Annotated in this window: 18 protein-coding genes; 6 read left to right on the top strand and 12 right to left on the bottom strand. The window is 41.4% G+C overall.

The features are described 5' to 3' along the window. Nucleotide 1 precedes the first annotated feature (1 nt). Complete coding sequence (locus EHQ64_RS06490; RefSeq protein WP_135648674.1) at nt 2-340, bottom strand: DUF1292 domain-containing protein; 339 nt, start codon at nt 338-340, stop codon at nt 2-4. Nucleotides 341-547: 207 nt separating this feature from the next. On the opposite strand from EHQ64_RS06490, the gene EHQ64_RS06485 reads away from it, so the two are divergent. Together EHQ64_RS06485 and EHQ64_RS06480 are read left to right on the top strand one after the other, a co-directional pair. Further along, nucleotides 548-3040, top strand: a complete 2493-nt coding sequence (locus tag EHQ64_RS06485) for an ATP-binding protein (protein ID WP_135648673.1) — start codon at nt 548-550, stop codon at nt 3038-3040. Further along, the gene (locus tag EHQ64_RS06480; RefSeq protein ID WP_135648672.1) at nt 3037-3264 is read left to right on the top strand and encodes a hypothetical protein; all 228 of its coding nucleotides are present in this window, start codon (nt 3037-3039) and stop codon (nt 3262-3264) included. The genes EHQ64_RS06485 and EHQ64_RS06480 overlap by 4 nt, the downstream gene beginning before the upstream one ends. A gap of 2 nt (nt 3265-3266) precedes the next feature. Here EHQ64_RS06480 and EHQ64_RS06475 read toward each other — a convergent pair whose 3' ends face one another. Genes EHQ64_RS06475 through EHQ64_RS06460 form a run of 4 tightly spaced genes read right to left on the bottom strand, consistent with a single transcriptional unit; the run spans nt 3267 to nt 5941 of the window. Continuing rightward, nucleotides 3267-3557, bottom strand: a complete 291-nt coding sequence (locus EHQ64_RS06475) for an HNH endonuclease (protein ID WP_135648671.1) — start codon at nt 3555-3557, stop codon at nt 3267-3269. Continuing rightward, nucleotides 3554-4546 (bottom strand): type I phosphomannose isomerase catalytic subunit, encoded by a 993-nt coding sequence (locus EHQ64_RS06470; RefSeq protein WP_135648670.1) that lies wholly within the window; start codon nt 4544-4546, stop codon nt 3554-3556. Before EHQ64_RS06470 ends, EHQ64_RS06475 begins: the two co-directional genes overlap by 4 nt. 6 nt (nt 4547-4552) lie before the next feature. Further along, on the bottom strand, nt 4553-5221 hold the full coding sequence (locus EHQ64_RS06465; protein WP_135648669.1) for a J domain-containing protein: 669 nt from the start codon (nt 5219-5221) through the stop codon (nt 4553-4555). Nucleotides 5222-5248: 27 nt separating this feature from the next. Next, entirely contained in the window at nt 5249-5941 is a 693-nt protein-coding gene (locus EHQ64_RS06460; RefSeq protein ID WP_135648668.1) for an LIC_12936 family protein, read from the bottom strand. A gap of 118 nt (nt 5942-6059) precedes the next feature. Between EHQ64_RS06460 and EHQ64_RS06455 the strand changes: the two genes are divergently transcribed. Then, the gene (locus EHQ64_RS06455) at nt 6060-6392 is read left to right on the top strand and encodes an STAS domain-containing protein (protein WP_008595407.1); all 333 of its coding nucleotides are present in this window, start codon (nt 6060-6062) and stop codon (nt 6390-6392) included. Between the two features lie 4 nt (nt 6393-6396). Here the strand turns inward: EHQ64_RS06455 and EHQ64_RS06450 are convergent, their stop codons facing one another. After that, on the bottom strand, nt 6397-7020 hold the full coding sequence (locus tag EHQ64_RS06450) for an LIC10729 family protein (protein WP_135648667.1): 624 nt from the start codon (nt 7018-7020) through the stop codon (nt 6397-6399). 35 nt (nt 7021-7055) lie between these two features. On the opposite strand from EHQ64_RS06450, the gene EHQ64_RS06445 reads away from it, so the two are divergent. Further along, nucleotides 7056-7988: a bifunctional riboflavin kinase/FAD synthetase gene (locus EHQ64_RS06445; protein WP_135648666.1), complete on the top strand. Its 933-nt coding sequence runs from the start codon at nt 7056-7058 to the stop codon at nt 7986-7988. On the opposite strand, the gene EHQ64_RS06440 is transcribed toward EHQ64_RS06445, so the two are convergent. Then, nucleotides 7974-8582: a hypothetical protein gene (locus tag EHQ64_RS06440; RefSeq protein WP_246048607.1), complete on the bottom strand. Its 609-nt coding sequence runs from the start codon at nt 8580-8582 to the stop codon at nt 7974-7976. The genes EHQ64_RS06445 and EHQ64_RS06440 overlap by 15 nt on opposite strands. Before the next feature lie 200 nt (nt 8583-8782). Here EHQ64_RS06440 and EHQ64_RS06435 point away from each other — a divergent pair, with 200 nt between their 5' ends. Both EHQ64_RS06435 and EHQ64_RS06430 read left to right on the top strand, forming a co-directional pair. Continuing rightward, nucleotides 8783-10531, top strand: coding sequence for a SpoIIE family protein phosphatase (locus tag EHQ64_RS06435; RefSeq protein ID WP_135648665.1), 1749 nt, complete (start codon nt 8783-8785; stop codon nt 10529-10531). After that, nucleotides 10528-12321, top strand: coding sequence for a SpoIIE family protein phosphatase (locus EHQ64_RS06430; protein ID WP_135648664.1), 1794 nt, complete (start codon nt 10528-10530; stop codon nt 12319-12321). The genes EHQ64_RS06435 and EHQ64_RS06430 overlap by 4 nt, the downstream gene beginning before the upstream one ends. Here the strand turns inward: EHQ64_RS06430 and EHQ64_RS06425 are convergent. The 5 genes from EHQ64_RS06425 to EHQ64_RS06405 form a co-directional block, all read right to left on the bottom strand. Continuing rightward, nucleotides 12318-13292 carry a hypothetical protein gene (locus EHQ64_RS06425; protein WP_135648663.1) on the bottom strand — a complete coding sequence of 325 codons (975 nt, stop codon included), beginning with the start codon at nt 13290-13292 and terminating at the stop codon, nt 12318-12320. The two genes, EHQ64_RS06430 and EHQ64_RS06425, sit on opposite strands and share 4 nt — an antisense overlap. A 30-nt stretch (nt 13293-13322) precedes the next feature. Next, nucleotides 13323-15266, bottom strand: a complete 1944-nt coding sequence (fliD, locus tag EHQ64_RS06420) for a flagellar filament capping protein FliD (protein WP_135648662.1) — start codon at nt 15264-15266, stop codon at nt 13323-13325. Nucleotides 15267-15589: 323 nt separating this feature from the next. Next, entirely contained in the window at nt 15590-17350 is a 1761-nt protein-coding gene (locus EHQ64_RS06415; RefSeq protein ID WP_135648661.1) for an acyl-CoA dehydrogenase family protein, read from the bottom strand. 150 nt (nt 17351-17500) lie between these two features. Then, the gene (locus EHQ64_RS06410; RefSeq protein WP_135648660.1) at nt 17501-17908 is read right to left on the bottom strand and encodes a response regulator; all 408 of its coding nucleotides are present in this window, start codon (nt 17906-17908) and stop codon (nt 17501-17503) included. An 11-nt stretch (nt 17909-17919) separates the two neighbouring features. Continuing rightward, nucleotides 17920-21405: a PAS domain-containing protein gene (locus EHQ64_RS06405; protein WP_135648659.1), complete on the bottom strand. Its 3486-nt coding sequence runs from the start codon at nt 21403-21405 to the stop codon at nt 17920-17922. Nucleotides 21406-21511 lie beyond the last annotated feature (106 nt).

The raw sequence follows: 21511 nt of genomic DNA, 5'->3' as shown, positions 1-21511 counted from the left end.
TTTAGACCACGTCCGAATTCAATTCATAAAGAAGGTCTTCCAGTTCCCTTTTATCTGTGACCTCGATCAAACGATCTTCTCCGAATTCATCCGCTTCAATTTTTACTGCAAAATATCCAAAACTTTCTTCACCTTTCAAAAAACCTACGTCTAAGTTAATTAGGTCTTTTTCTTCTTCTGAAGAAGGAACAAGAAGGAAGTATTGGTTCTCATCCAACTCCACAACTTCTCCAATGATGAAAGAATAAGGGTTTCCATCTTCATCCAACAGATGTAAGAGTTCGTCACTTAACTCCTCATGCTCTGCGGATTCTGTTTCCTTATCGTAAGATTCCAACATAGATCGGCTTCCTTACTGATAAGATCGGCTCTATTTACGATCGGGACTTTCGTTAAAAATTTATAAAGTCCGCGTAAAAGCTGGACAAACGTCAAAATACGTCGTTTATAGGGCGAAATTCCCCAAATTTGGTCTGAATTTTCAAAATCTACACTTGCAAAAATCGTAAAGATACCTTATTTGGTGATACTCCTGCAACGAACTAATATGCATTTGCGGTCTGTATTTTTCCCGATCCTGATTTTTTCCCTGCTATTTTCTTGGAATTGCGGAAGGTCAGACTACGAATTCGGAAAGATCCGCAACGGAAAACTAGAAGCAAAAGACTGGAACCCGGAAAAATCGATCATTACACTTTCCGGAAATTGGGAAGTATATCCTGAAAAATTCCTAGCCTCCGAACCGATTCCTGAAAAAATCCTAGAGCCTGTATATTCATCGATCCCTCAGGTCTGGAATGAGATCTCAAAGGATGGAAAACTTTTATTTCCGAATGGAAAAGGGTACGGAACCTACAGTCTCCATTTAGAACTTCCGGAAAATTCTCCGGAGTTGATGCTCAAAATCCCGGACCAGGGAACTTCCTACTCTATCTACGCAGATGGAAAACTTTTAGATACCGTCGGGAAAGTAGGAAAATCTCCAGAGACATCCGTTCCGTTTTTAAACACAAGTGTTGTCGTTCTACCGATCGGAGTAAAAAGATTAGATTTCGAGATCTCTAACTTCGAACATATTTACGGAGGGCTTTGGTTCACTCCCGAGATCGGAACACCTTCTCTTATATTAAGAAAATTGCATTATAGCCAGGCCTTGGATATTGCAACTTCTGCCGCGGTGCTTGTGCTCGCGATCTATCAGATCATGGCGTTCATCAGAACGAGAGAAGAAAAAAGCCAAATGTATTTTGCTCTTTTCTCTCTTGCATCCGTGTTTAGATTTTTCCTGACAGGGAATAGGTTATTCAATTCTGTATTTCCGGAAGTACCTTGGGAGATCAGCTACCGGTTGGAATATTTAAGTACCTATATTTTATGTTCCGGGTTCATGGCATATTCTGCGACTTCTTTTAAACAGGACTTTCATCCGAAGACGGAAAAGATCTCAATTTTAGTCCTACTTATTTACTCTATACCTACTTTGCTTTTCCCGGCGGAATTTTATGCAAGATTGCTATTTCCTTTCCAATTCACGATCATTATAGGGGGAGCTTATATTCTTTTAGGTTGTGTAAGAGCTGTTTTTAACTCGAGACCGGGATCCAGATTTTTCCTGATCGGGATCTCTTTTATTTTAGTAGCCGGAGCAAACGACGTACTCTCTTCGAATTATATATTAAATACTCATTATATATTGGCACCTGCGATCTTTCTTTTCATATTCTTCCATAGTTTGGGATTTTCCTTCTCTTTCTCCCGGGTTTTAAGGACTTCTATGGAAGCTGAGAAGGGATTACAGATCGCAAATCAAAACCTGAATGAGCTCAAAACGGAGCTTGAGAATAAGGTAGAATCCAGAACGGTCCAGCTTACCGCAGCAAAAGAAAAAGCGGAGTCGGAAGCAAAATATAGATACGACTTTTTAGCGATCATGAGCCACGAGATCCGTACTCCATTAAACGGTCTTTTGGGAACTTCTAATCTTCTATCCGAAACCTCGCTGACTCAGGAGCAGAAAGAATACGCAGAAATTATCCAGGCATCCGGTGAGAACCTTTTACATTTAGTAAACCAGCTATTAGATCTTTCTAAAATAGAAAACCATCGGTTCGTGTTGGAGATCCTACCTTTTGATCCTTTCGCAGTATTACAAAGGGCCGCGAGAGTGGTAAAAGCAAGGGCGGAAGAAAAAAGGATCCTTGTGGATATTTCTTATCCGGAACATCATCCAGGAATATTTTTGGGAGATGAAGGAAGGATCCAACAGGTATTATTAAACTTACTTAGTAACGCGATCAAATTCACCGGTTCCGGAGGCAAAGTCAGCCTAGGAGTAAGATTCTATGGAGAAGATCTATTCTCAAGGATCTTAGAATTCTGGGTAGAAGACGATGGAGTCGGAATTGCAGAAGACCAAGCCGCGACATTATTCGAACCTTTCGTCCAGGCAGACTCTTCCGTAGCCAGAAAATTCGGAGGAAGCGGACTCGGACTGACCATATCCAAAAAATTAGTGGAGCTAATGGGCGGAAGTATTCGGATCTTGAGTACTCCGGAAAAAGGTTCTAAATTCTCCTTCCTACTCCCCTTCCCTCAAGAAGAACCTGAAAAACAAGAACTGGAAGAAGAAGCCGCTCCTCCGATCGTACTTCCTCCTTTAAAGATCCTACTCGTAGAAGATCAGGAATTTTCCAGAAGAGTCGCTTTCGATCTGCTTACCAAACTAGGGATGAAAGTCCATTCTTTAGGTTTCGGAAAAGATGCATTGAATCAATTGGATCGAGAGACTTATGAAATCGTACTTTTGGACATCGATCTTCCGGATATAAGCGGACTGGAAGTATCTAAAAAAATTAAGGAAACTTTTGCCCATCCTCCGCATCTTGTTGCTTGGACGGCTCATGCTTTGCCTGGATCTGAGGAATTTTTTGAAAATTCAGGATTCGATTCTTATCTTAAAAAACCTTCCCTCAAAAGGGATTGGATCCTATTTTTGGAAAGGTATGTGCAAAGTAGACCTAAGCCCGCTGGAGGCGCATGAATAGTTTAAAAATAGTTAATATTATTTCGGCCATTCTATTATTCGTATTCTTTTTACTTTTTACAAACTGCAACTCGGGCGGGAAACAGGACTGCGGCAGGTCCACCCCGGATGATAAGAAGACGAGCGAATTATTACAAACAGCTTGTCTTGCTCAACCCGAAGATCCGAATTATTGTAAATTGTATTTTATAGAAGCAGTTTACCATTCTCATTGCTGGTAAGCTTAAAATTCCTCGAAAGGTAATTTATTCTTCTTAGCGTTATTGCAGTCTTTACATGCAGGGACCAGATTTGCTTTGATGGACTTCCCACCTTTTGCCAAAGGGATCAGATGATCCATGGTGAGTTCGTCCGAAGGGAATTTTTTACCGCAGTAATGGCAAATCCCGTCCGCCTTTTTCTTTTTCCACCAAGGTGTTTTTCTAAGGTCTTTTGCGATCTGCCTTTGTTTTTTGATCTCGGCTTCGCTTACCCAAAGTAAAGGTTCTTCCGAAAATTCTCCGGGACCGTTCATGAGGAATGATATTGGATCCAATCGGAACCCGGGCCGGACCATGCTAAACGAAGGAAAGAAGATCTGGATTCACATTCTATGCCTTGGCCGATGCCGAAAGCAGTCACGAGAACCGTGTCCCCTGTCTTTAGATCAAGATTTTCTAATGTACATTCCCCTTCCAAAACCATCAAAACATGAAATACCGGCTCGGAAGAGAAGGAAGGAAGAGAGAATTTTTTAGAAGAATGAATTTCTAAAATTTCCATTCTGAATTTATCATTCGCAGTCAAAATCGAACGATCGATCCCAGGATTTTCTATCTTTTTCGGAACAAGCCTGTCCTTAGGATCTGCGGAAGAAAAGTCCAGAACATCCAATGCCTTTTGTAAATGTAATTCTCTAGGCCTTCCGTAATCATATACCCTGTAAGTGGAATCGGAGGATTGTTGGACTTCCATCAAAAGGATCCCTCCGCCAATCGCGTGTATTCTTCCTGGGTTCAATAAAAATGAATCCAGCTCTTTTACTTCTACTTCGTTTAGAATTTCCTCTACACGATTTGATTTTACGTATTCGGAAAATTCTTCCTTATTCGTTTGTTTGGAAAATCCGCAGACTAATTTGGATCCTTTGTCCGCTTGTAGAACAGTCCACGCTTCTTTTTTGCCGGCACTCTCCGGATCGAATTCTTCCGCATATGCATCGTCCGGATGAACTTGAACGGATAATTTTTCCTTAGCGTCTATAAGTTTGATTAAAAGTGGAAAATTTTGCCCTTGGAATGGTTTTCCTAAAATGGATTCGTAATTTGAAGTATAAACTTCTCTAAAAGTTTTTCCTGAAAATTCTCCGTTTGAAATTACGGAAAGATCGGAACCGTAATCCGAAATCTCCCAGGACTCGCCTATATCTCCGGAAGGGATCTTTCTTCCCAATACGGTTTCTAATTTTCTACCGCCCCAGACTTTTTCCTTATAGATGGGCTCGAATTTTAAAACCTTCTGCATATAAGCCTATTTTTTAGGAGCCCTTAAGAGTTCAATTTTAACTTTTAAGGTCCTTTTCTTGAAATGTGTGAAGACGTCTGGACGAAACCCGGAAAGATCCAACGTATAGATCCGACCCGGAAAAAGACTGCCCGGTTCCGGACTCCATTTTAAATAACGATAACTCTTATAACTTCCTTTTCCACCGCAGGATATACAATTTAAGTCGGAACCCCTACATTCAGGGCATAAGGAACGGACAACAAGCGGGATCGCGGCAAAGATCCTACCGAGTAACTCTTCAGGTTTCAAACAGATACGTATATCGTGATAGATCCCTGTGTATTTTTTTCTGTCCCTACTTCTCATTCCTGCACGAAGAAGTCCCCTTCTCGCAAATTCAACCGCTTGAGTGGCGAATAAGATCCGAGAAGGCGGGATCAGGTAAATTCCATTTTTTGCATGTTCTTTCTTCTTCCTGATCTTGAATTCTTCATCGAATCTGGAACGTTCTTCCGGTTTGGAGAGTATCTGATAGGATTCTAAAACTTTTAGAAAGACAGGTTTGGATCCGGTAAGCCGGTTGTCCGGATGGAAAATTTTGGCGAGTTCTCTATATCTATGTTTTATAGATTCCGGACTTGCTCCGAAACTCAGGCCCAGAACCCGATAATGATCTGTCCAGGCCTGATTCATAATACTGTTTTAGACTCGAGAAAGTATTTAACGATTCGAATTATATTCCTGGAAGGAACCACCACTTTCCAAACCGTCCAGCATGGTATCCACGTCTTTAGAATCGGCACGGATCGTTCCTTCCACATATTTATCGATTGCCTGGATCACTTCCGCAAGATTGTCACGATAAGAACGGACAAATTTCACTCTTTGATTCGGACTTCTGATATTTCCTAAACTATATACTTCTTCTTTCGTTCCTGCATCCGTTTTTCTTTTTACGATTAAAACGATCCCTGCAGGATCAGAGTTTGCCACTCTGTCATTCTTCAATTCTCCGATCTCATCATTGATGGGGCGAAGTTTAGTTACTAAAGATTTGCGTGTAATGAAGCGGACCCCGTCCAGTTTCAGGGAACCGTCTCCCACGGAAACTTTTAGATAAAACTTTTTATCCACCAAATATCTGTCTCTGATCGGAAAATTGAAATTTTCCATAGCAGGAACAAACTGGAAATACTCGTTATCAATAATTTTCTTCCTTTTGTTCAAGAATGGAAGCATGTCTTCTATCCTTTTGTGGAAGTCTTTGATGTCTTTAATGAGTCCTTCTATGTCCCGAACCTGAGTAGGCTCGTATGGCAAAATTTTAATCTGCCCATCCTTTTCAAAATCCTGAGCGGATAATTCCCATCCAATAAGGAATAGCAGAAGAAATATAATATGTAGTTTCTTCATTCGTATGAGTTCCGGAAGTTCCTACTAAATAGTGTCGTCCATTCCTTCAAAAAGCCCGGATTTTTCCTAAAAATTCGTTGAATTCCGGCCGGATTCTACGAAAAGGGAAGGGACGGATATGGAAATCAGCATTAGAAAATCCAGCGAAACAAATATAATCAGCCTCTCCGGGAGCCTGGACATCTATACGTCCATTGATCTCAAAAACTTTTTCGAACAGAACATAGATCGAAATAACAATAACGTAGTCATTAACCTGGAAAAACTGAACTATATCGATTCTTCCGGGATCGGGATGTTAATTAAACAACTGAATTATGTCCAAGAATTGAGCGGAAAATTTTTCATCGCGAATATGAAACCTGCGATCGAGAAAGTTTTTAAAGTAGCAGGGCTCACTTCTTATTTCCAAACCCTTTCAGAGTCTGAATTTACTAGCCAGTTCCCTTGAACTTTCAAGGGTATTCGGGGGCTTTGTAGGATAAAAACACATCCCAGACCCCCCAAAATCTTCCTTTTTCTCCTGCGATAGGAGACAAATTCAAAACTAATCTACCCTCTTTCAATTCGGAAGGATCTACGATGATATAAATTGGAGGCGTTCCTCCATAGATAGACTTGGTGTATAAATTCTGGTCTGGAAATCGAACCGTTCTTTTCATCCTACCGTTTGCGGATATTCTAAGTTCTCGATCGGGTAAAACGGCAGAATTTTCCGTTTTTCCGAATAAAGTTAGATCGAAATACACGTAGATATTGTCTTTTCTATCAGGATCAGCGACGAGTAGGATGTCCAACCCGGTTTCAGGAACCATTCTGCATTGGTTATCGAATAATCGACCGGTACCTGCCCCCGGAGCAGGATCCTTTCTATCGGGAGCAAGTTTCAAACCGTTATGATAAGCCCAAATGGAAAGTTCGGGAAAAGTCCTGTAGTCCTCGGAAATATAGTTTTCTCCTCCCATCGGTTTGGAGAAATTCTCAAAATTTTTCGTTTTCCGATTTTCCTGACCGATCGGACCCTGTCCGGCAGTGACCTGGATTAAGAATAAGAGAATTGCAATTCGGCGCCAGTCCATCTTTTTAGAATATCGACCGTCCTTTGGAGAGAAACTTGAAAATTCTTAGAAGTCTGGAGAACTTGAAAGATAACTTAAAGACTTCCACAGTCGTTACTTTGGGGAATTTTGATGGGATCCATCTAGGCCATCAGGCCCTTTTAGAGAGAACCAAGGAAATTTCCTTAGAAAAAGGCCTTCCTTCCTGCGTAGTCACGTATCATCCGAATCCTGCATTAGTTCTGGGAAAAGACAAGGACCTGGGTGGGATCACAACCCAAACGGATAAGGAAAATTTAATAGAGTCTTACGGGATCGATTGGCTGATCGTTGTCCCTTTTACTCTCGAATTCGCTCAAATAGAAGCGGAAACTTTCTTAAATGATATTCTGATCGATCAGTTGGGAGCCAAATCGATCCTGATCGGGTTCAATCATTGTTTCGGTAAAGGAAGAAGAGGGGATTTCGAACTTCTCCAAAAATACTCCGGGCAATACGGTTACGATCTGGAAAAATTAGAACCTGTATATCTAGGCAGCACGAAACTTTCCAGCTCCTATGTTCGTTATTTATTGAGGGAAGGTAAGGTCTCAGAAGCGGAAGAATGTTTAGGAAGAGAATTCTCAGTAACCGGAACCGTCGTCCAGGGACATCAGAGAGGAAGAACGATCGGATTTCCTACTGCTAATGTACAACCATTACCTGAATTGATCCTTCCTGGAGTCGGAGTATATGCAGGAAGGACCGAAATAGACGGTAAAACCTATCCTTCTATGATCAATATTGGAAATAATCCCACTTTTGGTGACCAAGTGATCACATTAGAAAGTCATATATTCGATTTTTCGAATGATATTTATGGGAAACAAGTGAATGTATTATTTACGGAAAAGATCAGATCGGAAGTGAAATTCTCCGGAGTGGACGCGTTAATTGATCAATTAAAAAAAGATGAAATTCTTTCCCGTAAGATCTTAAGCGAAAGATGAATCCGGGTCCGATTTAGAAGACTTAAAACCGCCGAATAAAGGCATTCCCCTTCTTCCTAAAAGTACTCCTTCCAAATCCCTGGGAGGAGTATAACGCATGATATTCGCAAACAAATGAGTGGAGATATGATCCGCCCAATTCGGAACGGATAGGAAGAAAGGGTCCCATTTTAAGCTTTCCGAATCCTCCTCTTCTTCAAAGGAAATGGATCTGCCTGAATATTCCTCGAACCAAGAGATCATCAATTTTAGAAGATTCGATTTATTTAAAGTTCCTACTTCTTTAGGATAATCCAAAATATACTTTTGGGAGAATTTGGAAGAACAGGAATCGTTAGAACAGGTGATATCTCGGACTTCTTCCAGAAATGCAGCCCAATCTCTTAGTCTACCTCTGGACTTTACCCAGGGCGTCCTACTCTCCGTACCGCAGCTGGGGCATATACAAATTGGGGTAAGGTTGATCCCTTTTAGGGAAAGGATAGGAGCTTCCACAGAAAAATAGGAACCGGACTCTCGAACACAATACATTGTGCTCATTTCTTTTGTTCCGATCGAATCCAATCCACCCATTCGACTTCCCTCTTCGGCCATATGACTCTGCGTTAGTCGCGTCAACCCTATATACAATGTCGTCTAACGCAAACAATTTTCTTAATATTGTATTCCGGATTTTCTAGGATTTTTATCGTCCTAAAACAGTGGTTTTCCGGCCTAAAAAAGGTCCGTCGCCCGGTCATTCGGGATTGATCCCGAATTAGGACTCGGTTAGGATGCCTCGGAGCTTCCGGCCTATGAATTATTACCTTTTTCTGCCTATAAGCGCCTTAATTATCAATACTCTCTTAATTTCATATGTTTTCGCAAGGAGGTTCAGAAGCGCAGTAATCCGGGATTTTTTACGGTTCGTTTTATTCCTAAATTTATGGTTAGTTTCCTATATTTTGTATTGGAGTATGCTTCCGCCGGAATGGATGACTCCTATCTTCAAACTCTCCTGTTTTACCTGGATCCCCGTAGGATTATTATTCTTAGAAACCGTTTATAGATTTTTAAACATTCGTTCGACAATCATACTTCCATTCTTTCGTTTCTCCGTAGTTCTCACAATTTTTCTTACTGCTTCTACCGATTGGATCATCCAAGGTTCGGTACTTTATGATTGGGGGTACGAACTACAACCGGGGATATTATTCGTCTTATTCAGCACGATTGCAGTTAGCGGGCCGGCGATCTGGGGACTATACTTGTTACTCCAAGAAAGATTTCGGACCAAACAAAGGAAAATAAAACAACAGTTGAATTATTGGATCCTGGGAACAACGATCGCTCTCAGCATCAGCGCTTATACTGAGCTATTCAATCTAGATGAACAAGGTAGATACCTGTTCGTTCCTTTGAGTCCTGCTGCAATCAGTATCCAAGCATTCTTCATATTCGTCGCGATCACACGTTACGGTTTCTTGAATATCAGTCTGGAAAGGATCGCAGTAGAATTATTCAGGGATATTCACGACGGGATCGTACTTACGAAAGAAAACCAGGAGTTCTTTTTTGCAAACCAAGCTGCGATCTCCATCCTGGACGGCTCTCCTTCTAAAGAAGGAATATTTAAACCTGAAGATCATTTCGCAGGATATAGGCAGGACCAGGATCATTTTCCAAGGGATTATCAACTGATCAATCATCCTTCCCAACAATTTATAGAACTGACAGTATCCAATATCAGGATCACGGAAGAAGAATCCGGAACCTTATATCTTCTCCGAGATATCACGGAAAAAAAAGCGGCCCAAGAAAAGATCCACCAACTATATTCACAAATCGTTAATGACTTAGAGATCGCAAGGGTCACCCAGGCCTCGATCATCACCCAAAAATTCCCGGATAAGGGTTCTTACAGGATACATTCTTTCTTCCAGCCTATTGATAAGGTGGGAGGAGATATGCTCAGAGTGATCGAACATCCGGGAGAAAGAGTGGATATACTTTTTGCGGATGTTTCCGGACATGGGATCGCTTCTGCGATGGTAGGAGGAATGCTTTCTATCGCATTTCAGATCGTTTCGGATAAACGTTTGTCTCCGAAGGAAAGCCTATCAGAGATCCATGAGATGCTTTCTAAGGTAGTACTTCATCATCATATCTCCGCAGTATTTGCGAGTTTTTATCCTGAGAAGAACCAGGTAAAATTCTCCTACGCAGGCCATCATCCTATGCTCGTATTCAGAGCGGGGAAAGTAATTCCTTTAGAAGGAGAAGGGAGGATCTTACTCGCTATCAAGGAATTACATTTAAACGATTATCAATTCGATCTTAAACCTTCGGATCGATTATTGTTTTACTCGGATGGCCTATACGAAGTAAAGAACGATGTAGGAGAAATTTTCGGATACGAGGAATTCATTCAATGGATAGAAGGAATGGCGGATCGGGACACTCGATCCTTACTCGAAGCCGCTCATAGAAAGGCATTGGATTTCGGAAAAGGAAAACATAACGACGATCTAGCAATGTTAGCTTTGGAGATCGGACAGGCATGAATCCGTATCTAATCGTTCCTCTATTCGCGTTATTTATCAACCTTTGGCTATTTACATATGTACTAGCTTTAAAAGGAAAACATAGAGTGGTTCATCTATACCTGATGTATTCGGGTGCTCTAAGTCTTTGGATCATATCCATTATTTTATATTGGTCCTTTCTTCCGCCTCATTGGATGACATGGATCTTCAAGATCAGCTCTATTTCCTGGCTTCTGGTCGGCCCATTATTCCTCGAGTTCGTATTCGCATTTTTATCAAAAAACCCTAATATAGTATTATATTTATTACGAGGGCTCGCTTTAGCCATTTTTCCCATCACATTAACTACTGATTGGATCATTGCAGGAGTGGAAAGAAAATATTGGGGAGATATGTTGATCCAAGGTCCTTTATATGTATACGGGATCAATATTCTGATAGTCTCTCCTCCTATCTATGCGATCTTTCTTTTGATCTTTGAATCCAGGAAGGAAGAGATCGGATTTCGAAAACAATGTTATCTTTTGGCTTTCGGGACATTTCTTACTTCCGTTTTAGGATTTTTAACCACAGTACTACCTCGAATTTTATCTCAAGGAGATCTTCACTATCCCCCACTCAGCGGAAGTGCGAGTGTGATCCAATCCGCATGTATATTCATTGCAATTGCAAAATACGGATTTTTAGAAATTCGTTTGGAGAAGATCGCATTACAATTATACGCGAAACTTAGGGAAGGAGTGATCCTATTATCCGCTTCGGATGATCTATTGTACTGGAACGAAAGCGCAAGAGATATGTTAGGTTTTCCTAAAATAGCAGCTACTCCTGAAAAATTGGATCTAGGAAAATTTCTGGAAGGTTTTACAAGAAGGCCTTTTTCCAGAATGGAATTTAAAAAAAGATCTTCAGAGATACATCCGATTACCTCGGAAGAAGAAGCGATATTACCTAGCACTGAATCCGTTTATTTGGAAGTTTCTAAATCGGAGATCCCTATTTCCGGAAGAGACCTAGGAAAAGTTTACGTACTCAGGGACATCACCGAAAGAAAGGAAGCTTCCGAAAGGATCAATATGTTGTATTCCAGGGTGATACGAGATCTGGATATAGCGAGAGAAGTCCAAAATACGATTACCACAAGAGACTTTCCTAATTCGAATGAATTTAAGATTTTCTCCTACTTTAGACCTTACGATCGAGTCGGAGGTGACGTACTCAATTGTTCGGAAAGTTCAGACGGAAAAATAGACATACTATTTGCGGATGTTTCCGGGCATGGAATCTCTTCTGCGATGGTCGCAGCAATGGCTTCCATCTCATTTAATGTATTCTCTAGAAAAGGTACCAAACCTAAAGAAGGTTTATTATTCACGAACGATCTACTTTCTTCCGTAGTGACCCAACATTTCATTTCTGCGATGTATCTGAGATACGATCCGGATACAAAAGTTTTAGAATATAGTTATGCTGGTCATCACGCGGGACTTTTACTTAGAAATGGAGAAACTATCGATCTACAAGGAAAAGGGGGAGTACTACTCGCTGTAGGAACTCCTATCTTAGAGGATTTCCAGATACAACTAAGGCCTGGAGATAGAGTTTTACTCTATTCGGACGGCCTATTCGAAGTAAGAGGTTCTAAAGGTATCCCAATGGGAAACGCGACTCTGGTAGAAGCGGTCAAAAAACTTTCCTACCAGGATTCGGACAGTTTGATCCGCTCCTTGGTTTCCTATTCGGAATCCTTCGGAGACGGGATCATGACGGACGATTTAACTTTATTCTGTTTGGAAATTACGGCTTAGGATTCCACTGCGAGTGAATCCGCCTGCTCTTTCACTTTTTCCAAGAAAGGAAGTAATTCATCCAGAACTGCAGGGATCTCATACTCTATAATATCTCCTGCACGAATGATATCTTTTTCTTCCAATGCAAGTGCCACTGAAGCAAGAGTATCGTTCAGATCGTTCGTTTTTTCTTCGAAAGTCTTTTCTGATACAATGATCTTAGAGAAATCCATTCCCGGTAATTTTTGTCTCAACGTAATGAACGAAGTCAGAAGAACATTGATCTGAGAAACGGATTGTGTAAGAAGATGAGTCGCAACCTCGTCCTTTCCGGCCTGATAACTTTCGTTTACTTTCACGAAACTTTCTTTTAAAGCAGGTACCGCTTTGATAAAAGTATCCAAAATTTCCCTAAGTGTAGGAAGTTCTAGATCCAGAACGGAAGCTCTTGCTACCAGATCCATCACGAATAATTTCAGGTCCCTTAGATATTCTAAAAATTCCTCGATCGCAGTAGTTCCTTCCAACTTAGAAGAATTCTGATGAAGAGCAGCCAGAATATCGCTAACTGTATTTCCGGTTCCCATCGGTTTGATCTGATCATATTTTAATTTTAGAAGTTTACCCGCAGATTGTAGAAGACTTTCGATCCATTCAATCCCGTCCGTTAATTCCTTAGATTCTTTTTCGGTCAGACTATCCCTACCAAGCAAAGTAGTTCCAACTTTATCCACATAAGAATCTAACTCATGAAGAGAACTGATTAGAATATCTAGTTCTTCCCCTACAAAAAATTCCATTTTAGATGCTTTGGCTATGGAAGAATCTCGCATAGTAGATTGGGCAAATTCCTCTCCGTCCACTACGCAGGATAATAAAAACTTACCGTTGTTTTCCACCCAACGGCGTACCGCATCAAAAACCTCTCCTAGGTTCTTTTCGTTTTCGATGACACTTTCCAATTTTTGTTCGTTTACGAATATTTCCACGGTGATTCCTCCGCCTATATTATAATTCCGCTATTTACCGTCGTCTCCGCCCTGTCCTCTGCTCAAATTATTGTTCAGATAGGACCCGACGGCCTTATTTTTACCCACACCCTGTTCCATGTACAGGAACTTCTCTTTGAGTTTTTTTTCGTAACTCAAAAGATGGGATTCGAAGTTTTTGATCTTTTTGTTATTATCAGAGACCTGCTCTTCTAATAATTTAATTTTGCTCGTTACCAAACCGCCCGCGTATTGGGTATAAGGTTTTAAATGTTCGACTAGATTGATCCCTACTCCGGTATCCATTCTAGCATCAGAGTTCGTATCCTGAGCAAATAAATGCCTTACTGCGTCCGGATTCTCCGCAAGTTTTGCAGAAAGTTTAGCCTCGTCCAGAGTCAGAAGTCCTTCTTGGATATCCGCCCATTTACTTCCAACATCTCCTGTCGAAATTCCTACATCGGAAAGAGTTCTAATCTCCGAATTCGGGTAGGCAGGAAATGAAGCAGTGGTCACGGATTTCAACCCCGCAACCAAACGGATCACAGAGTTTTCCCCTGCAAGGATCCCGGTTTTACTTTTTCCTTCCCAGAAGGATCTCGCGATATCCGGATCGTCCAATTTGGAATCACTTGTTCCGGACTCTCTGTTCACAGCAGTAGCGTCCTTGGAGTATTTTAGAACATTATTATATGCTTCTATGAATTCTTTCACCAACCGGATCCCTTTTGCAGAATCCACTTTGATATCTACGATTACTGGACCTTCGCTCTTTTTGTTTAGGTTCAATAGAACTCCGTCCAAAACATCCGTAAGTCCTTCGTTCTTAGGGCGGGTCACTTCAATCCCGTCTATAGTAAAGACGGCATCTTTAGCTTCTACAATAGTCTTAGCAGGCTTTGCGCCGTTAAATTCGGCAGGAAGTACGAATCTAAAATTGGAGAATTCTTTTTCCTTTCCGGTTTGATTGACCACGATTACCTTATGGATCTTCTTACCTTCCATAGGTGCTTTAAAAGTAATACGGATCTTTCCTTCTTTATGATACGCAGGCTCGAGTAGGACCTTATCTTGTTCGTCTTGATCGTAAATGACCCCGAGAGAAATGGATTCTCCTTCTTCCAGAGGTTCGGAAAGAGTAGCTTCTATTCTTGCTCCCTTCTTCCCCTCTTTCGCATCCACATGAAATTGAAATGCTTGTTTGCCAGTTAATTTGATCTTAGAAGGTTCTTTTTTCTCAGCATTTCCCGGAATAAATACGGGTCTTGCATCCGCAGTCATTCCATACTTATCAGGTTGAAATACATTCGTCTGGCTTGCTTCCCAAGGAAGATAAAAAGACTGGGGAGGATCTTGAGGAAGCATTCCTCCTACAAGAGAAGCCGCTTTTAAAACCCCATTCGAATCATCGAATTTCAATTGATTGTCTTTTCCGGACTGAGAAGCAGCTAGAGTTAAAACAGTTTTATCTTGATCAACTTTTACTAAAGTAGGTTGAGCGATCCCTGCTGCTGCAGTACGGATCGTAAGATGAAGATCACGAATGGTCCCGCCTTGGAACTCGATCTCCTTCTCAATATCTCCGGATAAAATTTTAAAAGTGCCTGCAGGGATCTTTCTCTCGGAATCGATCGGATCTCCGGAGATCTGATGAAAGGTTGCAAGTTCCTTCACATCTATTTTACGTTTTCCGCTACTAGCAGAACGTGCTGCGTCCCCAGTGATCACACCTTCGGGATCGGAGACAATGGATTTGGTTGCAAAAGGAGCTGTAAAAGAAGTAATTTCGCGGGTCTTATTTTGAAGATCCGTAGCGAGGGTTTTTAGGTCCGCCCATGCCTTGACCTGAGCCTGATTGAAACCGTTTTGTTTTTCCAAACGGCGGATCGGCTTCGCTTCAAGCTCTACCAGTTTTTTTACGATTTGGTTCGTGTCCTGGCCGGAACTCAGTCCCGGAATAGAGAATGCGGGCATAGTCCCCTCCTTTTAAATCCATCGACCGATTTCCCAAAAGTATAAGCGTTTAGAGACTATAATTCTCGTTTTTTAACGATTTAAAGAGGCCATTCAAGTGACATAAAAAAAATTCTTAGGACTGATTGGCCGCATCTTTGCTTTGCAAAGACCGGGCTGCTACGGGCTCGGCAGTCGCCTCGTCCCTTTGGGACTAAAGCCCTTCGCATCCCTTGCGGATTCTATATCATATATCTTCTTAACTTCGCGCCTTTGCGTGAACCCAAATCGCAATCTATTCGTATTTCCACGCGAAGCCACTAAGGGAAGAAGATTCAAAAGAGTTATACAGTTTGCCTAGCTGAGATCTTCACTTTCAACTTTGCCTTCAGACCTTCCATATATCCGAGGCTATCCAGATTGTACTCTTCCACATGAGAAAGTCTTTCTGTTCTAAGTTCTTCAGGGATACGAAGCGTAGAACGATAAAATAATAATCCGGAAAGAAGTCTTGCGGAAGCCCAAACGATCTCGTCCGCAGTTTCTTCTCTTTCTTCAGAAGTAGACAATTCTTTGTACATTGCGACCGCTTCTTGGAAACCGTCCCAAACATCGGACAACACTTTGGTTTCTTCCGTAGGGAAATGGGTCCATTCGTTCTCTATATATTCTCGTAAGAAACCATGACTCGTCATACCGGTAGTGACACCGCCGATACTTGCATTGACTTGGATCTGAGAAGTCCCGTCATAGATAGTAGTGATCCTTGCATCACGGTATATTCTGGAAACATCATAATCTTCCGTGAATCCGGCACCTCCATGCAATTGAACTGCGTCTCCTGCGATCTTCACACAAGACTCTGAACAATAGAATTTGGAGATAGGAGTGAGGATACTCGCAAGTTTCTCCCAATATTTCAAAACTACATCCGATTTTAGATCTCTTTCAGTAGCACCTTTTTCTCTCAGGTGATCTCCTCTGAAATAATATAGGTCCATTGCTCTTGCACCTTCGAGCATCAGACAACGCATTGCCATTGTCTCTCTCTCCATTCTACGAAGGATTTTTCGAACTGCAGGAATTGTCTCTATCGGTTTACCGAATTGGATCCTTTCGGAAGTATATTTTTTAGTCTCACCTAACGCAGCCTGTGCGATCCCAACTCCTTGCTGGGAAATTCCCATACGAGCCCCATTCAACATTCCCATCGTATGTTTGATGAGCCCGTGACCCTCTTCTCCGATCAGGATCCCAGGAGTATTTTCTAAAACAACTTCGCATGTAGGAGAACAATGGAGTCCCATTTTTTTCTCTATGCCTGCAATTTGAATGTCTTTGGATTGAACTAAAAAGAAAGAAAGTCCTCTCGCGCCACTTCCAGGATTTCCTGTCCTCGCTAAAAGTAGAAGGATCGCAGGAATTTCTCCTGTTCCACAACCTTGGGTGATAAATCTTTTAGTACCGTTTAGAAGATAAGTATTTCCTTCCTTATGAGTCGCCTTTGTTCTAAGACCGGGAAGATCCGAACCATGATCCGGTTCTGTTAGCCCCATCGCGCATGCAAATTCTCCTGCAGCTAAACGAGGCAACCATTCGTCTTTTAATTCCTCACTTCCGTTCTTTTCTACAATCTCCGCTAGGTTCACACAACCGATGGAAATACAAACGGAAGCATCCACTCTATATAAAATTTCACTGAAGAATGCACGGACCGTCCAAGGGACTCCGAGGCCGCCGTATTTTCTGGAGAACCCGGTAGGTTGTAATCCCGCATCCCTCGCTTTCCTTACGATCTCCAATAATTTTTCAGGAAACACCACTTTTCCGTTCTCGAATTTCACTCCGACCTTATCCAGATCGGCCACAAAAGGTGCGATCTCTTTACCTGCGAACTCACCCACGGAGTCCAATAGTGTTTTATAATATTCTAATGCTTCATCCACGCTCGAAGGAGCAGCGGCAAATCTTTCGTCCCCTGCTTTGTATTTAGCAGCGTCGGTAAATCCGCCTTCGTATGAATCCACGATCTCCTTCCAATTGATAATATGGTCGAAGTGAAGTCGCAGATCCGCTACATCGTTAAAATAATTATTCTGGAGCATCGTAAGAAGATTCCTTTAAGAGATAATAAAGTATCTTCTTAGAAAGAGAAAGGTCAATTCGTTTTCTGAAAGTTGTGATCAGAATGAACCGGTGTTAGTTTGAAGGTCAAAATATCCGGCCCTTAGGCAGAGTTTCTTATAACATTTGCTCTAATTCAAATTGCAGCAAACCTTTACGGCTTCCATCAATTTATTCACATCCCAAGGTTTGGAAATTACGGTGTAAGTACCTGCTTCTCTTTTTACTCTGTCAACCGCTGCAGCGTCAACATGTCCAGTAATCAGAATAGATCGAATATCAGGATATTTTCTATGAACTAAGATCAGGAATTCATCACCTTTAATTCCAGGCATCAACCAATCAGAAAGGATCAGGATCACGTTCACTCCAACACTTACAAGATCGTCTATGACTTCCATAGCTTCTTCCGCATTGGTTGCGGTTTCATATTGAAATAAGTTCCCAAGCTGTTTTCTAAGCTCTTTCTGTAAGGTGATCAGTATGATCGCCTCATCATCCACGCAAAGGATTGCCTTTTGTTTTGTTTCGGTTTCCAATCGATCCCTCTTTATCTCTGAACAGATTTTAACCAAACATCAAAACGGGTTCGGCCTGGCTCCGTTTCGAATTCGATCTTTCCACCCATCTTCTCCACTATCTTTTTAGAGATATCCAAACCTAACCCGATCCCCTCTCCCGGGTTTTTCGTGGTGAAGAACGGATCAAAAACTTTATCCTGTATCTCTTTCGGAATTCCTTCACCGGAATCTATAAAGGAGACTACAATCCAAGACTCTCTTCTTTCTATCGAAATTTCGATTTTACCTTTGTAGTTCATAGCCTGCAATCCATTATTTAATAGATTCATCCAGACTTGGTTCAACTTGTCAGGGTTTCCCAGACAAAGTTCTTTTGTACGGTAATTCCGCACTACGTCTACGCCGTATTTGATCTTATTATGATACAACGCTATGATCGTCTCAAGTTCGAGTTCTATATCGACGGCGATTAACTCTTCGTCTCCGTCTTGATTTCCCGGATTCAAATAATTTTTTAGAGCGTCCACCACATAAGAAGCTTTTCCGGTCGCAATAGAAATAACATTGCTAAAACGAACCACTGAGGAAATAGAAGAGACTGCGCTTAACATTTGGATGGAATTTTTTGATTTTAAAAGTTCAGGTAGTTTCTCTCCCAATCTATGAATTCCAAGTTCTAGGATCAGATTCACTGCAGTCTCCGGATCCGGTACTGCAGATTCCTTGAACATCAGGCTCAATTCTCTTCTGAGAGAACGATTCGGTAAAATCTCTACTTGAGAGACTTCCTTCAAACTTTCCTCCAGGATAAGTTTGAAATTTTCGGCTTCCTTTTGATCTAGTTTAAGAAGAAGATCTGGCATCTCCTTAATTTCTTCATAAAGAATATCCAAGATTGCCCTGTTGGAAGAAACGATCGCACCCAAAGGAGTATTCAACTCATGGGTCATTCCGGCCGCCAATTGCCCAAGCGCAGCTAACTTTTCGGATAATAGTAACTGACTTTGAGTTTCTTTTAGTTCTTTTAGTATTTTTTTCTGATATTCCAAAGACTCGGTCAATTCAGCATTAGACCTCTTTAATTCTTCAGTACGTTGATCGATCTTGCGCTCCAGATTTGCATTTAGATCCAAGATAGTTTCTTCTGCAGTTTTACTTTCAGTAATATCGTTAGAGATCCCGAAAATTTGGATCGGGATCCCATTTAGATCTCTTTTATAAATTAATTCGCGAGAAACGAGCCAACGCCAGGTCCCGTCCTTATGTTTCATTCTATAATGATGTTCTATAAGATCTTTGTCCGCCGTTCTTAAATATTTAGGAATGATATTCGTGATATACTCTCTAAAATCATCCGGATGCATCAACGTTTGGACCACTCCATTTTGCATTGCCTGAAGTTGTTCCATAGAATATCCGAGCATTCTTTGAAGCCCGTTATTCCTATAAATATTCCTGCTCTCTCGAATATCGTAGATATAAAGAATATCCGGAGTAATATCCAAAATGGATTCTACGAATCTGTTCCTTTCTAAAAACTTTTCTTCGAATAATTTTCTTTCCGTGATGTCTACCATCACACCGCGCAAGTATTTAGGCTTATTCCCTTCAGGAATTACTTTCACTAAATCCCTAAGCCAAACGACTGTTCCGTCCTTTTTGACAAATCTATACTCAAACTCGTGGGATTCCAATCTTCCGGTAGAGGCAACACAGTATTGAACGGCAGTATCTCTATCTTCCGGATAAATATGATTCGCCCAAAATCCGGGAACCTTCCATTCTTCTACTGCGTAACCGAGCAAACTTACGGCCTGCTGGCTAACGAAAGTAAAATCGAAACTGATCGCATCCGCTTCCCATACCACACCAGGAGTAGTATCCACAAGGTCCCTAGATCTTTCCTCGCTGGATTTTGTTTTGAGAAAGGACTCTTGTAGTTGTTCTGCCATATGATTGAATGAAACGGATAAACTTCCCAATTCTTCCAATTTACTAAAAGGAACTCTTTGAGAAAAATCCCCTTCTGCCATCGCCCTACTCGCCCTGGATATATTACGAATCGGTGAAGTAACAATTCCTGCGAGTAAAGCAGCGATCAACAAGGCCAAGGTCAACGCTACCGCGAAAACTTTTGCAGATTCACTATTTCCGATTTGGACCCCTTCTAGATAATAAGAAGCAGGCATAGCAACGATCACGATCCAATTGTATTGTCCTGTATGATCCACATAAGGATTCACCTGGGTGAGCCAAGTTTCCCTGGATACTGGTTTCGCATTTACGATATCGAAACGAAATTGATACGCGAATTTTACTCCGTATAGATCCTCATAATCTTTCAGTATGGAAATTACGGAATTTTTGACTACCGGATCCTTACTATCGATAGAAAGACCGGAGATCTCAAATTTGGGGTCCGAAGAAGCGATCAATTTCTTTTCCCGATCCACTATAAACGCGCGCCCGTGCCTTGCTATATTCGTATTTTTTAATAATAAGGATATTTCTTCCGGAGTTTTTTTAATAGAACGTGCAAGATAATCATCCAAACGCAAATTAATATTCTCCGAGATCTCTTGATGAAGTCTACTAGCGAGTTTACCTGAAGCCGCCTCCGAACTCCTTAAGGTAAGATATGCAGTCGCAGCAACCATGATCAGGACTAAAAGTATAAACGGCGCAACTAAGAACATACGGATCGGGATCCCTTGATTCAAAGGGGCGGTCTTATTCGGCTTTTCTTCTGCCTGCCAATACCATTCCTTGTAACTTAAGATCAAATCCCTGGTATGGCCTGGAATTTCTCGCCAGAAGAAACCGTATCTTTTTGCAAAAGGTAAAGCGACAAGCATCGCAAAAGGAGCCAGGACCCATGTTACTCCCGTGGTAAAAAATAATGCAGGAGTGATATTTCTGTATGAGATCTCCGGAGTGAATTGAGCCGAACAAATATAACCCCAGAGCTGTGGCTCCAAGCCCATAAATAACATTACGAATATAGAATATAGACCCCAGGTCTTTATTCTTCTGAAATCCGGATCCCTTCCGATCAATTCATAAGCGATCCAAAAACATGCAGGATTAATGAAATATCCTAAGATCCAATCGAATAAAAAATTCGGAGGAACTCCTTCGATCAGATCGGAAAGTCCGTAAGCAAACGGAACGGCAAGTAAGGCAGGATACCCGAATAATAAAATACATAAAAAGACTGCGAGATCTTTAAGAGATTCGAATGTTTGTGCACCGGGAACTAAAACTATGAAAGAACCTAAATATCCGGTAAAAAAGATCAGAACAAAAGTGAATGGAATACTTAAGAAAGCCTGAGTGTCCCAACTTTGTTTCTGACGCCCGAATCCCCAGCGACCACCTGGGCGGAAGGTAAAACCCCCAAAGGCGAAAACCATTAGGAAAATCCCGACTATATAACCGAACCTTCCCCATATGTCCAAAAATGGAAGAGGGAGAGAGGCAAATAACTCTTCGAACCAAGAAACGACGGCAGTCACGGAAAAATCTTCCTACAAAATCCCGGATAAAATACCTGGAATTCCGAAGCGTCGGAAAACTTCATACTGGACCTAAAGAAAGTCAATCCGCTTTAAAAGGCCTGGA

The organism is Leptospira sarikeiensis (assembly GCF_004769615.1).
Taxonomy (GTDB): Bacteria; Spirochaetota; Leptospiria; order Leptospirales; family Leptospiraceae; genus Leptospira_B; species Leptospira_B sarikeiensis.
Note: the sequence above shows the minus strand (reverse complement) of the source record. Positions and strands in the feature narration are given on the sequence as shown.

Excerpts from the sequence above, each read along its gene's own strand:
- EHQ64_RS06490 (WP_135648674.1), bottom strand. The coding sequence starts at position 340 with ATGTTGGAATCTTACGATAAGGAAACAGAATCCGCAGAGCATGAGGAG.
- EHQ64_RS06480 (WP_135648672.1), top strand. The coding sequence starts at position 3,037 with ATGAATAGTTTAAAAATAGTTAATATTATTTCGGCCATTCTATTATTC.
- EHQ64_RS06415 (WP_135648661.1), bottom strand. The coding sequence starts at position 17,350 with ATGCTCCAGAATAATTATTTTAACGATGTAGCGGATCTGCGACTTCAC.
- EHQ64_RS06460 (WP_135648668.1), bottom strand. The coding sequence starts at position 5,941 with ATGAAGAAACTACATATTATATTTCTTCTGCTATTCCTTATTGGATGG.
- EHQ64_RS06455 (WP_008595407.1), top strand. The coding sequence starts at position 6,060 with ATGGAAATCAGCATTAGAAAATCCAGCGAAACAAATATAATCAGCCTC.
- EHQ64_RS06485 (WP_135648673.1), top strand. The coding sequence starts at position 548 with ATGCATTTGCGGTCTGTATTTTTCCCGATCCTGATTTTTTCCCTGCTA.
- EHQ64_RS06450 (WP_135648667.1), bottom strand. The coding sequence starts at position 7,020 with ATGGACTGGCGCCGAATTGCAATTCTCTTATTCTTAATCCAGGTCACT.
- EHQ64_RS06435 (WP_135648665.1), top strand. The coding sequence starts at position 8,783 with ATGAATTATTACCTTTTTCTGCCTATAAGCGCCTTAATTATCAATACT.
- EHQ64_RS06465 (WP_135648669.1), bottom strand. The coding sequence starts at position 5,221 with ATGAATCAGGCCTGGACAGATCATTATCGGGTTCTGGGCCTGAGTTTC.
- EHQ64_RS06470 (WP_135648670.1), bottom strand. The coding sequence starts at position 4,546 with ATGCAGAAGGTTTTAAAATTCGAGCCCATCTATAAGGAAAAAGTCTGG.
- EHQ64_RS06475 (WP_135648671.1), bottom strand. The coding sequence starts at position 3,557 with ATGAACGGTCCCGGAGAATTTTCGGAAGAACCTTTACTTTGGGTAAGC.
- EHQ64_RS06440 (WP_246048607.1), bottom strand. The coding sequence starts at position 8,582 with ATGGCCGAAGAGGGAAGTCGAATGGGTGGATTGGATTCGATCGGAACA.
- EHQ64_RS06430 (WP_135648664.1), top strand. The coding sequence starts at position 10,528 with ATGAATCCGTATCTAATCGTTCCTCTATTCGCGTTATTTATCAACCTT.
- fliD (WP_135648662.1), bottom strand. The coding sequence starts at position 15,266 with ATGCCCGCATTCTCTATTCCGGGACTGAGTTCCGGCCAGGACACGAAC.